This window comes from Pseudomonas sp. PSE14 (assembly GCF_029203285.1).
Classification (GTDB): Bacteria; Pseudomonadota; Gammaproteobacteria; order Pseudomonadales; family Pseudomonadaceae; genus Pseudomonas.
The window spans coordinates 251,733-264,350 of sequence record NZ_CP115669.1 but is presented as its reverse complement, the minus strand read 5'-3'; the positions used below and the strand labels follow the sequence as shown (position 1 = coordinate 264,350).

General features: G+C 67.4%; 12 protein-coding genes. 9 read left to right on the top strand and 3 right to left on the bottom strand.

Features of this window, described 5'->3' with window-relative positions; all coding sequences use genetic code 11:
• Positions 1–17: 17 nt before the first annotated feature.
• A complete protein-coding gene (locus O6P39_RS01220; RefSeq protein ID WP_275609675.1) occupies positions 18–749 on the bottom strand; it encodes a class II aldolase/adducin family protein in 732 nt (243 codons plus the stop codon).
• A gap of 339 nt (positions 750–1,088) precedes the next feature.
• Here O6P39_RS01220 and O6P39_RS01215 point away from each other — a divergent pair, with 339 nt between their 5' ends.
• The 9 genes from O6P39_RS01215 to O6P39_RS01175 all read left to right on the top strand — a co-directional run bounded on the left by O6P39_RS01215 (position 1,089) and on the right by O6P39_RS01175 (position 9,794).
• Positions 1,089–2,243, top strand: coding sequence for an LLM class flavin-dependent oxidoreductase (locus O6P39_RS01215; protein WP_275609674.1), 1,155 nt, complete (start codon positions 1,089–1,091; stop codon positions 2,241–2,243).
• A gap of 17 nt (positions 2,244–2,260) precedes the next feature.
• Positions 2,261–3,316 carry an ABC transporter substrate-binding protein gene (locus O6P39_RS01210; protein ID WP_275609673.1) on the top strand — a complete coding sequence of 352 codons (1,056 nt, stop codon included), beginning with the start codon at positions 2,261–2,263 and terminating at the stop codon, positions 3,314–3,316.
• Positions 3,317–3,390: 74 nt separating this feature from the next.
• Positions 3,391–4,446: an ABC transporter substrate-binding protein gene (locus O6P39_RS01205; protein ID WP_275609672.1), complete on the top strand. Its 1,056-nt coding sequence runs from the start codon at positions 3,391–3,393 to the stop codon at positions 4,444–4,446.
• Positions 4,433–5,644 carry an MFS transporter gene (locus O6P39_RS01200; RefSeq protein ID WP_275609671.1) on the top strand — a complete coding sequence of 404 codons (1,212 nt, stop codon included), beginning with the start codon at positions 4,433–4,435 and terminating at the stop codon, positions 5,642–5,644. The genes O6P39_RS01205 and O6P39_RS01200 overlap by 14 nt, the downstream gene beginning before the upstream one ends.
• Positions 5,645–5,646: 2 nt before the next feature.
• Entirely contained in the window at positions 5,647–6,405 is a 759-nt protein-coding gene (locus O6P39_RS01195; protein WP_275609670.1) for an ABC transporter permease, read from the top strand.
• The gene (locus O6P39_RS01190) at positions 6,402–7,163 is read left to right on the top strand and encodes an ABC transporter permease (RefSeq protein WP_275609669.1); all 762 of its coding nucleotides are present in this window, start codon (positions 6,402–6,404) and stop codon (positions 7,161–7,163) included. The genes O6P39_RS01195 and O6P39_RS01190 overlap by 4 nt, the downstream gene beginning before the upstream one ends.
• Positions 7,164–7,203: 40 nt before the next feature.
• Positions 7,204–7,998 carry an ABC transporter ATP-binding protein gene (locus O6P39_RS01185; protein ID WP_275612055.1) on the top strand — a complete coding sequence of 265 codons (795 nt, stop codon included), beginning with the start codon at positions 7,204–7,206 and terminating at the stop codon, positions 7,996–7,998.
• 105 nt (positions 7,999–8,103) lie between these two features.
• Complete coding sequence (locus O6P39_RS01180; protein WP_275609668.1) at positions 8,104–8,784, top strand: SDR family NAD(P)-dependent oxidoreductase; 681 nt, start codon at positions 8,104–8,106, stop codon at positions 8,782–8,784.
• Between the two features lie 80 nt (positions 8,785–8,864).
• Positions 8,865–9,794, top strand: a complete 930-nt coding sequence (locus tag O6P39_RS01175; RefSeq protein WP_275609667.1) for an AEC family transporter — start codon at positions 8,865–8,867, stop codon at positions 9,792–9,794.
• A 155-nt stretch (positions 9,795–9,949) separates the two neighbouring features.
• Here O6P39_RS01175 and O6P39_RS01170 read toward each other — a convergent pair whose 3' ends face one another.
• Positions 9,950–11,479, bottom strand: coding sequence for an amino acid permease (locus O6P39_RS01170; protein WP_275609666.1), 1,530 nt, complete (start codon positions 11,477–11,479; stop codon positions 9,950–9,952).
• Positions 11,480–11,587: 108 nt separating this feature from the next.
• The gene (locus O6P39_RS01165) at positions 11,588–12,604 is read right to left on the bottom strand and encodes a DUF3445 domain-containing protein (protein WP_275609665.1); all 1,017 of its coding nucleotides are present in this window, start codon (positions 12,602–12,604) and stop codon (positions 11,588–11,590) included.
• Positions 12,605–12,618: the final 14 nt, after the last annotated feature.

Genomic DNA, 12,618 nt, shown 5'->3' with positions numbered 1-12,618 from the left:
CCTTTCTCAGGAACGGCTCAAGCCGCCGCTTCCAGCAGCTTCTGCCCCTGCTCCCAGAGGCCGGTCATTTTCCACTGCTGCTCCAGTACGCCGGGGCCGAATTCCTGGGAGCCGCCGAGGCCTTCGGCGAGACCCTGGAAGTAGGCGCCTTCCTCGATCAGCAGGATCAGTTTGGACGCCTTGATCAGGTCCTCGCCCCAGAAGGTCGCGCCGCCGTTGGCTTCGAGGATGGCCGGGGCGTGCGGGTTCTCGGCGATCCTGTCGAGGATGAACAGCGGCTCGGGCTGGCGGCGGTCGATGTAGATCGGCAGCTCGCGGGCCAGGGTCACGCGCTGGGAGGCGGCGTAGCGGATCGGCAGCACGCGGTGGGCGCTGGCCCAGCCGCCGAGGTAGGGCGTGTGCACGTGGATCACCACGTTGATTTCCGGGCGCGCCTGGAAGATTGCCGCATAGCGCTTGCCGTTGCCGCCGGCGCCACGACCGCTGAGCGGGGTCGCGCCGGCGATGCTTTCGTCAAGGATCACGTCGCCGTCCCAGGTCGAGATCACCGCGCGGATTTCCTGGTCGTCCGCCCAGGGGTTGGGAGCGTGGACGGCGATCACCTTGTCGCTGTCCGGCACGCGCACATAGGCCTGGTAGGTGTTGGTGGCGGTGAGGGTGCGGCTTTCCTTGAGCACGCGGAAGGCCTTGGCGAAGTCGCGGCGGACCTGTTCGAGCTGGCTGGCGAGTTTCGGGTCGAGGGTGGACATGGAATGCCTCCTGGCAGTCGGGGATGGATGAACCGCGTGGCGGTGTTCCAGTGACTGAGCAGGACTTGTGCCATTAAAAAATACTCAACCAAATCAGCCATTTATGAACAACGCGAATGCGCATGAGGGCTGAAACGGTCTGAACGCTGCCGAAATTGCTGCCCGCCCAGCATCCCCTGCTGCCCCACTGCTGCTGTACAGACAAACGCCCTGCTGCTATCGCAGCACACTGTCCTGAAAGCCCCGCCCCGCCTGGCCTCCAGCCTTTGGGCACAGCCCTTGCTCAAGACCCTGCACGAGCAGCACGACGCTGCCCCCGCAAAGCAAAGGAGCAAGCCCATGAGCACCGAATTCTTCTGGCGACTGCCGCTGGGCAGCGACGGTCCCTATCTCGCCTCGGACAAGAACAACCGTGGCAGCCACATCGAGCGTCCCGGCAACATCGCCCCGGGCCGCCTGCCCAACGGCGAGCCGGACGGTTTCACCTACATCGACTACATCGCCCAGGTGGCCAAGGCCGCCGAGATCGCCGGCTTCGAAGGTGCGCTGCTGCCCACCGGGCCGGAGCCGTGGATCGCCGCCGCCGCGCTGGCCCGCGAGACCCGCCGGATCAAGTTCCTGATCGCCTTCCAGGCCGCCTGGACGCTGCCGGCCTACGCCGCGCAGCAGGCGGCGATCCTCCAGCACCTGTCCCGCGACCGCCTGGAGTGGAACATCATCACCGGCGGCAACCCCGCCAGCCAGCGCGCCAACGGTGACTTCCTCGAGCACGACAAGCGCTACCAGCGTACCGGCGAGTTCCTCGACATCATCGACGGCCTGTGGAAGAACGAGCAGTTCTCCTACCAGGGCGAGGTCTACCAGCTGGAGAACGGCTCGCTGCCCATCGCGCTGAAGCACGTGCGCAAGCCGGGCGTGTACTTCTCCGGCTTCTCCGAGCCGGCTCTGGACGTCGCGGCGAAACATGCCGACGTCTACCTGAACTGGGCCGAGCCCATCGACAAGCTCAAGCCGCACCTGGAGCGCGTGCGCGAGCTGGCCGACAAGCAGGGCCGCGAGATCCGCTTCGGCATCCGCATCGACCTGTTCGCCCGCGAGACCGAAGAGGCCGCCTGGAGCGAGCTGCGCCGCCAGTACGAGCGCATCGATGCGCGTACCAGCGCCTTCATCAAGAACTTCGCCACCGGCTCGGATTCGGTCGGTGCTGCGCGGCAGACCGCCTACCACCAGAACGTCGAGCGCTTCGACGACCTGATCATCGGCCCCAACCTCTGGGCCGGCTTCGGCAAGGCCAAACCGGGGCCGACCATTGGCCTGGTGGGCAGCCACGAGAACGTCGCCGAACGCCTCGCCGAATACCGCGATGCCGGTTTCTCCACCTTCATCCTCGCCGGCAACCCGCACCTGGAAGAAGCCCTGCGGATCGGCCAGGAAGTCCTGCCGCTGGTCCAGGGCAAACGCGCCGATGTCCACGAACTCAAGGCTCGCGCCTGAGCCACAAGGAGCTGAACATGTCCCGTCCCCTCGATACCCTCTGGTACACCCGCTGCCCGGTGCCCACCGGCCTCGGCATCGCCGTGCAGAAAGGCTGGCTGGAAGAAGCCCTGGCCGAGCAGGGCACGCAGATCAAGTCGCTGCGCGAGTCCGCTGACCAGGCGGTGCGCGAGTCGCACTTCGACCACACCCTGCAGAACTCCGTACGCCACGGCGGCAACATCCCGGCCATCTGGGCCCGCGCCAGCGGCCGCGAAACCCGCGTGATCGGCCTGTCCTGGGCCGATGAAGCGCAGCTGATCCTGACCACCGCCGAGAGCGGCATCCGTACCGTGCGCGACCTCAAGGGCCGGCGCTTCGGCCTGCCGGACTGGAGCGGCGCGCAGATCGACTTCACCCGCGCGCAGGCCATCCGCGGCCTGGAGAACGCCCTGCGCCTGGAAGGCCTGGAAGTGCGCGACCTGGAGCTGGTGGACTTCGGCCTGAAGGGCACCTTCAGCGACGAGGCGCCGAGCAACATCGTCGGCATCACCGGCCACGGCGGCAGCCGCCGGCGCAGCCAGAACCCGGAGCTGGTCGGCCTGCTGCGCGGTGAAGTGGACGCCATCTTCCTCAAGGGCGCCCACGCCGTGCAGCTGGTGCAGCAGTTCGGCCTGCACACGGTGATCGACACCGGCGCGCACCCGGAGCCGCTGATTCGCTCCAACAACGGCACGCCGCGCACCCTGAGCGTCGACCTCAACCTGCTGGAACAGCACCCCGACGCCGCCAGCGCGATCCTCGCCTCGGTGCTACGCGCCGAAGACTGGGCGCACCAGCACCCGGACGACACCCGCCGCTACCTGGCGCGGGAAACCAACAGCAGCGAGTTCTGGGTCGCCACCGCCTATGGCGAAGACGCCCACCTGCGCCTGCGCACCAACCTCGACGAAGGCTCGATCCTCGCCCTGCAGGACTTCACCGACTTCCTGCAGCGCTGGAACTTCATCCCGGCACGCTTCGACGTGCGTGAGTGGATCGACCCGCGCCCGCTGGAAGCCCTGCGCAGCCGCCTGGCACAGAAGGCCGGCTGATCAACGTCACGAGGGCGATTCCCTCTTCCGCCCCTGCGCGACGGCGCGGGGGTTTTCTTCCCTGACGGACACCCATGAGCACACCGCTGGAAACCCTCTGGTACACCCACAGCCCCGTTCCCACGGGGCTCGGCATCGCCGTCGAATCCGGGCGCCTGGCCCAGGCCTTCCGCCCCTTCGGCACGCGCATCCAGTCGCTGCGCGAATCCTCCGAGCGCGAGGTGCGCGAGGCGCATTTCGACCATCACCTGCCCTACTCCGTACGCCACGGCGGCAACATCCCGGCCATCTGGGCCCGCGCCAGCGGCGCGCGCACACGGGTAATCGGCTTGTCGTGGAGCGACGAAGTGCAGCTCATCGTCAGCGCCCCGGACAGCGGCGTGCGCAGCATCCGCGACCTGCGCCACCGGCGTTTCGGCCTGCCGAAGTGGGCCAACGTGCAGATCGACTTCACCCGCGCCCAGTCCCTGCGCGGCCTGGAGAACGCCCTGCGGCTGGAAGGCCTGGAAGTGCGCGACGTCGAGCTGGTGGACTACCCCTACGGCGGCACCTTCAGCGACGACCCGGTACGCCACGTGTTCGGCGCCCAGGTGGCGCTCAAGGGCAACCGCGTGGTGCAGCGCAACAACGAACTGATCGGCCTGCTGCGTGGCGACATCGACGCGATCTTTCTCAAGGGCGCCCACGGTCTGCAGCTGGCCCATGAATTCGGCCTGCACGTGGTGCTGGATGTCGGTTCGCACCCCGAGCCGCTGGTCCGCTCCAACATCGGCACGCCGCGCACCCTGACCGTCGACCAGCAATTGCTGGACGAACATTTCGATGCCGCCGTGCGGGTGCTCGACACCGTGCTGCGCGCCGAGCAATGGGCCTGGGCGCACCCGGAAGACACCCGTCGCTTCCTCGCCCGCGAGCTCAACACCAGCGAGTTCTGGGTGGCCAGCGCCTACGGGGAAGACGCGCACCTGCGCCTGCAGACCAACCTGGCCGAGCGCTCGGTCAACGCGCTGCGCGACCTCACCGCATTCCTGCAGCGCTGGGAGTTCATCGGCAACCACGTCAACGTGGACGACTGGATCGACCCGCGTCCGCTGGAAGCCCTGCTGGGGAAGATCGATGTCGCCATCTAGCCCGGCGCGGCCTGGCGCCTTCCTGCTCAATTTCATGCTGCTGGCGGCCTTCAGCGGCGCCACTATCGGCATGGCGAAGATCGTCACCACGCTGTACGCCATCAGCATCGGCGCCAACGCCATGCAGATCGGCATCATCTCGGCGATGGAAGCCCTCGGCATGGTGATCCTCACCCTGCCCGCCGGCTTCGTCATCGCCCGCTTCGGCGCGCGCCGGGTGTACTTCCTCGCCAGCCTCGGGCCGATGCTGCTGAACCTGGCCATCCCGCTGTTCGGCGGCTGGTTGTGGCTGGCCTTCGCGCGGCTGCTGATCGGCCTGTGCATCCCGTTCCGCATCGTCGCCATGAACAGTGCCTTCCTGCGCCAACTGAAGCGCATCGGCAACGACAAGGCCGGCTGGTATCGCGGCTCGCTGACCCTGGGCATGGGCCTGCTCGGGCCGCTGCTGGGCAACTGGCTGAGCGGCGCGACGAGCTTCACCTGGGGCTTTGCCGCCATCGGCCTGTGCTTTGGCCTGATGGCCTTCTACAGCCTCGGTTTCTGGGAAGGCGAGGCACCCAGCGAAGACGTACCCGTCGCTGCCGCCACCGGTGGATTGCTGCAACAGGTCGGCGCCATGCTGGCCAACGTCGAGATCGCCGAGAGTTGCCTGATCGAGCTGCTCAGCGCCGCCACCGGCGCGCTGTTCGGCACCTTCATCCTGCTGCTGGCGATGGACGTCGCCGGGCTGTCGCAAGGCCAGGCGGTGAGCCTGGTGATGATCCAGGGCCTGGCCTCGGTGCTCGGGCTGTTCGGCTTCGGCTACCTGATCGAGCGCAGCGGCCGGCGCCTGGCCTACATCGGCAGCCTTTCCGCGGCACTACTCGCCCTACTGCTGCTCGGCAGCGCGCACAACTACTGGCTGCTGGCCCTGGGCGGCGTGCTGCTCAGCGCGGCGGCGGCACTCATCCACCTGGTGAACATGGCCCAGCTGGGCGAGCACGCCATGGACAAGAGCAAGATTTCCGGGCTGTTCAACCTCGCCTCCATGTCCGGCAGCTTTTCCGGCGCGCTGCTGGGTGGGGCGATCAGCCACTTCGTCGGGCTGGGCAACCTGTTCCTCTGCTGGATTCCCCTAGTGCTGCTGGCCGCGCTGTTCTGCTGGCAACGCAAGCTGCGCCGCCACAGCGCCGGGCCGCTGCTCGGGCAGGAGGGTTGAGCATGACTCGCACCCTGGATCGCCTGAGCTGGTTCGCCTCGCCCCTGCTCCTGCTGCTGGCCTGGTTCGTCGCTGCCCGCGCCGGCTGGTTCCCGCCGCAACTGCTGGTGCCGCCGGCGGAAGTCTGGGCCAGTTTCAAGGACCTGCTGGCCAGCGGCGAGTTGCGCGAGCACATGGCGAACAGCCTGTCGCGCCTGGCCATCGGCTTCTCCATCGGCGCCGTCGGCGGGCTGTTGTTCGGCACCGCCATGGCCCTGTCGAAAACCGTGGAAGCCTACTGCGCGCCGCTGTTCCACACCCTGCGCCAGGTGCCATCGATCGCGCTGATCCCCATGTTCATCCTGTTCTTCGGCGTGGAGGAAACCTTCAAGATCCTGATCGTCACCAAGGCAGCCTTCTTCCCCGTGGCGCTGGCCGCCAGCGAGGGCGTGAAGGGTATCCCGCGCGGGTACTTCGAGGTCGCCAGCGTGTACCGCCTGCCGCTGTGGAGCCTGCTGCGCGACGTCGCCTTCCCCGCCGCCGCGCCGCCCATCGTCACCGGCCTGCGCATCAGCCTGAGCCGCGCCTGGATGGTGCTGGTGGCGGCCGAGCTGCTCGCCGCCGACAGCGGCCTGGGACAGATGATCGAGCTGAGCCGGCAGATGTTGCGCATCGACATCGTGATGGTCGGGGTGATCGTCACCGGCGCCATCGGCTTCATTCTCGATTTCGCCTTCCGCCTGCTGGAAAAGCGCCTGCTGCGCTGGAGACCGACGCCATGACTCGCTATTTCAAATCGCTGCGCGGACTGGTGCTGCCGGCGCTGCTCATCGCCGCCTGGCACTGGCAGTCGCAACAGGGCGCCAGCGCCGCCTATGCCTTCGTGCCGCTGGAGCGCATCGGCGCCGGCTTCGCCGAGCTGATCGACACCGGCGAGCTGTGGCTGAGCGTCTCCGCCAGCCTGCAACGCACCTGCCTCGGCCTGCTGCTGGGCGTACTCGCCGGCTTCACGCTGGGCGCCGGCATGGCGCTATCGCGGCCGCTGGAGCGGCTGTTCGCGCCGCTGTATCACACGATACGCCAGGTGCCGATACTCGGCCTGATCCCGCTGATCGCCCTGTGGTTCGGTAGCGGCGAGGCGTCCAAGGTGCTGATCGTCAGCCTGGCCGCCTTCTACCCGATGACGCTGAACGCCTTCGAGGGCTTCCGCGACGTGGAGAAGCGCTACCGCGAAGTCGGCCGTCTCTACGCCTTCGGCCCCTGGCAGCAGTTCCGCGAGGTGCTGCTGCCCGGCGCGCTGCCCAGCCTGAGCAACGGCGTGCTGCACGCGCTGGCCTTCGCCTGGGTCAGCTCGGTGGGCTGCGAGCTGTTCCTCTCCACCGGCATGGGCCTGGGCAACCTGATGATGACCGCCGAGACCGGCTCGCGCATGGAGATCGTGGTGATCGGCGTGCTCAGCATCGGCCTGCTCGGCTACGCCATGAACCAGCTGTTCGCCCACGCCGCGCGCCACCTGCTGCGCTGGCGCAACCTGCGCTAGCTCTTCTCGAATTCGGCCTTTTGCCATGAGTGCCCAGACCATGAACGCGATTCTCGACCCCGCCATTCTTCCGGCCCAGCAGGCGCAGCACGGCGCGCTGGCCATCCAGGGCCTGAGCAAGGCCTATTCCATCGACGGCCGCAGCCTGCCGGTGCTGGAGAACATCGACCTGGCGGTGCGCCCCGGCGAGTTCGTCAGCATCGTCGGCGCCAGCGGCTGCGGCAAATCCTCGCTGCTGCGGCTGATCGTCGGGCTGGAGAACGACTACAGCGGGCGCATCCTGCTCGACGGCGAGGCCGTGACCGGCACCAGCCTTGCGCGCGGCATCGTGTTTCAGGACCACCGCCTGTTCCCCTGGAAGACCGTGGAAGAGAACATCGCCCTGGCGCTGAAGAACCAGAAGCTCAGCCGCGCCGAGAAACGCGAGCTGGTCACCGATCACCTGGAACTGGTGGGCCTGACCGGCTTCGAGCAGGCCTACCCGCACCAGCTCTCCGGCGGCATGGCGCAACGCGCCGCCATCGCCCGCGCACTCATCACCCGGCCCAAGGTGCTGCTGCTGGACGAACCCTTCGGCGCTCTCGACGCCCTCACCCGCGTACGCCTGCAACATGAGCTGCAACGCATCTGGGTGCAGCAGCGCAGCACCATGATCATGGTCACCCATGACGTGGAAGAGGCGCTGTACCTGGGCGACCGGGTGATCGTCATGGACGCGCGACCGGGGCGGATTCGCCATGAGGTGCGAGTGGACCTGCCACACCCGCGCCAACGCGGGGATGCGCTGCTGCAACGGCTCAAGGACGAATTGCTGGGCGAGCTGATGCAGGGCTAGGCCGGCGCGTCCCGATCCGTCCGTATATCTGTCATCGGCGACCTTTCTCCGCGCACCGTGCTAACCCTATAAGGGCCGCTCTTCCAACGCCTGAGGGTGCACTCCATGAACAAGATCGTCGCCATCACCGGCGGCTTCGGCCACCTGGGCAGCGTGGTCGGCCAGAGATTCGCCGACGCCGGCTGGCAGGTCGCCTTGCTCGACCGGGCCGTCAGTCCGCGTTATCCACAGGTCGGCGCGCTGTCCCTGGGCGGCGTCGACCTGACCGACAGCACCGCCGCCCGAACCGCCATCGACCGCGCCAGCGAGCACTTCGGCGGCCTCGACGCGCTGATCAACGTCGCTGGCGGCTTCCACTGGGAAACCCTGGCCGATGGCGACGTCGACACCTGGGACCTGATGTATCGCATCAACCTGCGCACCGCCGTGGTCTCCAGCCAGGCCGCGCTGGCGCACCTGAAGGCGCGTGGTCAAGGTCGCATCCTCAATATCGCGGCGGCCGCCGCCACCCGCGCAGCGCTGGGAACCGGCGCCTATGCGGCGTCCAAGGCCGGTGTGATGCGCCTGACCGAGGCGCTGGCGGAAGAGCTGAAGGACGCGCGCATCACCGTCAACGCGCTGATGCCGAGCATCATCGACACGCCGCAGAACCGCGCCGACATGCCCGACGCCGAGTTCGACCGCTGGGTGCGCCCGGAACAACTGGCGGCGACCCTGCTGTTCCTCGCCTCGGATGACGCGGCGGCGATCACCGGCGCCTGCATCCCGGTCAGCGGGCGCGTCTGATCTCAGACCGAGGTCGCATTGGACGTCGGCGGCCTCGGCCCCTATGCTCGCCAGCCGTTCCGTTGTCCGGTTGTGCCGCCATGTCCCACGTGCTGTCCGTCGTCCTGCCGATCTTCGCGCTGATCCTGGTGGGCTGGCTGTGCCGGCGCACCAACCGCCTCGGCCCGCAGGCGGCGTCGGAGATCAACCGGCTGGTGGTCTGGCTGTGCCTGCCGGCGCTGCTGTTCAAGGTCACCGCCACCGCGACCTGGGCGGAAATCTGGCAGCCGGGCTTCCTCGCTGCCTTCACCGGTGGTTGCCTGCTGGTGTTCTTCGCCACCCTCGCCTGGCGTCTGATACAGGGCCGCCCGCTACCGGCGGCGAGCATCGACGGACTCAGCGCGTCCTACGCCAACACCGGCTACATGGGCATCCCCCTGTGCCTGCTGGTGTTCGGCCAGGACGGCCTGGAGCCGGCGCTGATCGCCTCCTTGCTGGTGGTCTGCGTGCTGTTCGCCATCTCGGTGGTGTTCATCGAAGTCGGCCTGCAGACCGAGAAGCACATCGGCCGCGCCGTGTGGGTGGTGACCAAGGCGCTGGGCAAGAACCCGCTGGTGGTGTCGCCGATCATCGGCGGGCTGTGGGCGGCCAGTGGCATCGGCCTGCCGACGCCGCTGCTGCATTTCCTCGACATGCTCGCCGCCGCCACCACGCCCTGTGCGCTGGTGTCGCTGGGGCTGTTCCTGGCGCAGAAACAGGAAGGCGAACAGGTCGGCGCCTGGCCGCTGGTGATGATCAAGCTGATCGGCCAGCCGCTGCTCACCGGCTTCCTCGCCTACAAGGTCTTCGACCTGCCGCCGCTGTGGGCGGACTCCGCGCTGCTGCTCAGCGCGCTGCCCACCGGCACCGGGCCGTTCATGCTCGCCGAGTATTACCAGCGCGAGGCGGCGGTGGTGTCCCGGAGCATTCTGGTGTCGACCTTGGGATCATTGGTGACGCTCTCGCTGTGCCTGCTGTGGATCGCCAGATAGCAGGCTCGCTCCTACAAAAGCGGGCATAAAAAAACGGACCGACCATCGCGGGGATGGTGGTCCGTTGCGCAAACGCAGGGGACCGTCACCAGGGGAAGGTGACGATCCAGACGCAGCCCCTCAGGCGTATGGCCCGAATTGCGTCAACGTTGCGATCAAGCCGGTTCGGTCAGCGCGCCCGCAGCGCGCGCGGGTAGTTGGCGGCCGGAGATCCGGTGGGCGTCGCCGGCCGGCGCGGTGCCCTTGTCGTAGGGCTTGGCCAGCAGCATGTAGAGCAGGCCCGCGCCCAGCACCACCAGCGTGGTGAGGATCATCGAGTAGTTCATGTACCAGGGAGCATCCGGGGTGCGCGGCCACACCATGTTGGTGATTGCCGCCACGCCGTAGACCAGCGCGGCCACGTTCACCAGCACGCCCCATTTGCCGAGGGTGAACTGCCCGCCGGGCACCCAGCCCTTGGCGCGGGCGATCAGCGCGGCGATGACGATCAGCTGGAACGACACGTAGATGCCGATCGCGGCGAAGCCGACGATGGTCGCCACGGCATCGGCCATGAACAGGCCCAGGCAGACGATGGCCGCCGGCATCACGCCCGCCACCACCAGCGCAACGGCTGGCACGTGGTTGGTGTTGAGCTTGGACAGGGCCTTGCTGCCGACGATCATCTCGTCACGGGCATAGGCGAACAGCAGGCGGCTGGCGGCAGCTTGCAGGCTCAGTACGCAGGACACGAACGACACCATCACCACCGCCATCACCAGTTTCGAACCCACCGGTCCGAAGGCGTTGGCCAGGATGGTGGTTACCGGGTCGGTGTCTTCGCCGTTGATCACGCGCTGGATGTCCGGCACCGAGAGGATCAGCGCCAGGCAGGCGAACATCGCGGCGGCACCGCCGATGTAAATGGTCATGCGCATGGTCTTGGGGATCATCCTGCCGGGGTTCGGGGTTTCCTCGGCGACGTCGCCACAGGCCTCGAAGCCGTAGTACTGGAACAGCCCCGCCAGCGACGCGGCGAGGAAGGCCGGCCAGTAGCTGCCGTCGACCTTGATGTCGAAGGTGTTGAACAGCACGCTGAAGTCGTTGTGGCGCTCGAAGATCAACAGGTAGCCGCCGACCAGCAGCGCACCGCCCAGTTCGCAGATGAAGCCGAACATGGCGACGCGGGCCAGCAGCTTGGTGCCGGACAGGTTGAGCACGGTGGACAGGGCGATCAGGCCCAGGGCGATGCCGATGGCGGCGTTGCCGTGCATCTCGAAGCCGAGCATGGCCGCCATGTACGGGCTGGCGCCTACGGCGATGCCGGCGATGGAGGTGCACAGCGCCCAGGCGTACACCCAGCCGACCATCCACGCCCAGCGCTTGCCCACCAGGCGACGCGCCCAGGGGTAGACGCCGCCGGAGATCGGGAACTGCGAGACCACCTCACAGAACACCAGGCACACCAGCAACTGACCCAGGCCGATCAGCAGGTAGGTCCAGAACATCGGCGGCCCCCCGGCGGCCAGGCACAGGCCGAACAGGGTATAGACGCCCACGACAGGCGACAGGTAGGTGAAGCCCAGGGAAAAGTTCTCCCACAGGCTCATGCTGCGTTCGAAATTGGAGCTGTAGCCGAGGGCAGCGAGCTGCTCGGCATCGGAATCGGTTACGCCAGCGGCACGCTTGGCAGGGGACCCACTCATCGTTGTTTCCTCTCAGGGGGTTGATGGGCAGAAGGCAATCAGCCGGCGGGCCTCACGACGCCCGCCGGTTCCCTTTTCGGGTTTTTAGTTGTGTGTGATGGCGCGGCGTTACTGGCCGTCGTCGAACTGCGAGAGCCACTCCACGGCCTGGTCGCGGTAGCGGGTGAAGCCCTTGTAGTCGACCAGTTCCTGGTTGAGGGACTTGAGCACGCGGTGCATGCGCTTGGCCCACGCCGGGTTGGTGGCGATGTCTTCCAGGCTCAGCAGGTAGGTGCGGATCGGGAACACGATGGCGTTGCTGCGCGGCAGACGGTGCAGCGGTTGCAGCTCGATGCGCAAGTAGACCTTTTTACCGGCGTTCTCGGCGGTCACCGTGGTGCGGTCCGGCGCCCACTCGGGCAGGGACTCGGCGGACACGTCCAGGCGCGGGTTGACGGTCAGCGACCAGTTCAGGCGGCGCACCGGGTGGCCGTTGCGCAGGCGCAGCAGGAACTTCAGCGCACGGTCGAGCATGCCGGTTTCCTTCACCAGCGGCACCGGGCCGTGGAATTCGTGCCAGGCCATGCCCAGGTTGAAGCGCAGCGAATAGTCCGCGCGCTGGGTGGCGATGCCCGCGCCCCAGTACAGGGTGCCGTCGCGCTCTTCCTGCAGGACCCAGTCGCCCTGGGCCTGGCGGGTGACGTACTCCATCGGCTCATAGGGCAGGGTCGACGGATCACCGAAGGTGAAGGTGTCGTCGATGTTCAGCAGCTTGTTGGTCCAGTGCCAGCGGGTGCCGTCCTTCTCCAGGGAGAAGTACTCCGGGTAGTCCTTGGCGTAGGACTCCATGATCAGTTCGAGCAGGTCCCACTGCGCCTCCATCATGTGCGGCGCGGAGACGTAGTGCATGCCTGGGTCCTTCTCCAGGGTGATCGCACGGTCGCGGCACTCGCTGATGTAGTGCTCGTCGATGTCGAACACCGCGCGCAAGGCATCGTTGCCCACGCTGACGTGCGGCTCCAGGTTCATCGAGTACATGTACTCATCGTCCGGGAAGGGCCAGGGCGCGCGGTCGATGCATTCCTGGCTGTTCGCGTAGGTGTAGTCGTCGCGGTAGGTTTCGTCGGGGCGGAATTGGATGGTCATGGTCGTTCTCCGGC

What these genes read in the sequence shown, in the direction of transcription:
- O6P39_RS01175 (WP_275609667.1), top strand. Translation starts at nt 8,865, where the DNA reads ATGTCCCACGTGCTGTCCGTCGTCCTGCCGATCTTCGCGCTGATCCTG.
- O6P39_RS01215 (WP_275609674.1), top strand. Translation starts at nt 1,089, where the DNA reads ATGAGCACCGAATTCTTCTGGCGACTGCCGCTGGGCAGCGACGGTCCC.
- O6P39_RS01180 (WP_275609668.1), top strand. Translation starts at nt 8,104, where the DNA reads ATGAACAAGATCGTCGCCATCACCGGCGGCTTCGGCCACCTGGGCAGC.
- O6P39_RS01195 (WP_275609670.1), top strand. Translation starts at nt 5,647, where the DNA reads ATGACTCGCACCCTGGATCGCCTGAGCTGGTTCGCCTCGCCCCTGCTC.
- O6P39_RS01165 (WP_275609665.1), bottom strand. Translation starts at nt 12,604, where the DNA reads ATGACCATCCAATTCCGCCCCGACGAAACCTACCGCGACGACTACACC.
- O6P39_RS01200 (WP_275609671.1), top strand. Translation starts at nt 4,433, where the DNA reads ATGTCGCCATCTAGCCCGGCGCGGCCTGGCGCCTTCCTGCTCAATTTC.
- O6P39_RS01170 (WP_275609666.1), bottom strand. Translation starts at nt 11,479, where the DNA reads ATGAGTGGGTCCCCTGCCAAGCGTGCCGCTGGCGTAACCGATTCCGAT.
- O6P39_RS01190 (WP_275609669.1), top strand. Translation starts at nt 6,402, where the DNA reads ATGACTCGCTATTTCAAATCGCTGCGCGGACTGGTGCTGCCGGCGCTG.
- O6P39_RS01205 (WP_275609672.1), top strand. Translation starts at nt 3,391, where the DNA reads ATGAGCACACCGCTGGAAACCCTCTGGTACACCCACAGCCCCGTTCCC.
- O6P39_RS01210 (WP_275609673.1), top strand. Translation starts at nt 2,261, where the DNA reads ATGTCCCGTCCCCTCGATACCCTCTGGTACACCCGCTGCCCGGTGCCC.
- O6P39_RS01220 (WP_275609675.1), bottom strand. Translation starts at nt 749, where the DNA reads ATGTCCACCCTCGACCCGAAACTCGCCAGCCAGCTCGAACAGGTCCGC.
- O6P39_RS01185 (WP_275612055.1), top strand. Translation starts at nt 7,204, where the DNA reads ATGAACGCGATTCTCGACCCCGCCATTCTTCCGGCCCAGCAGGCGCAG.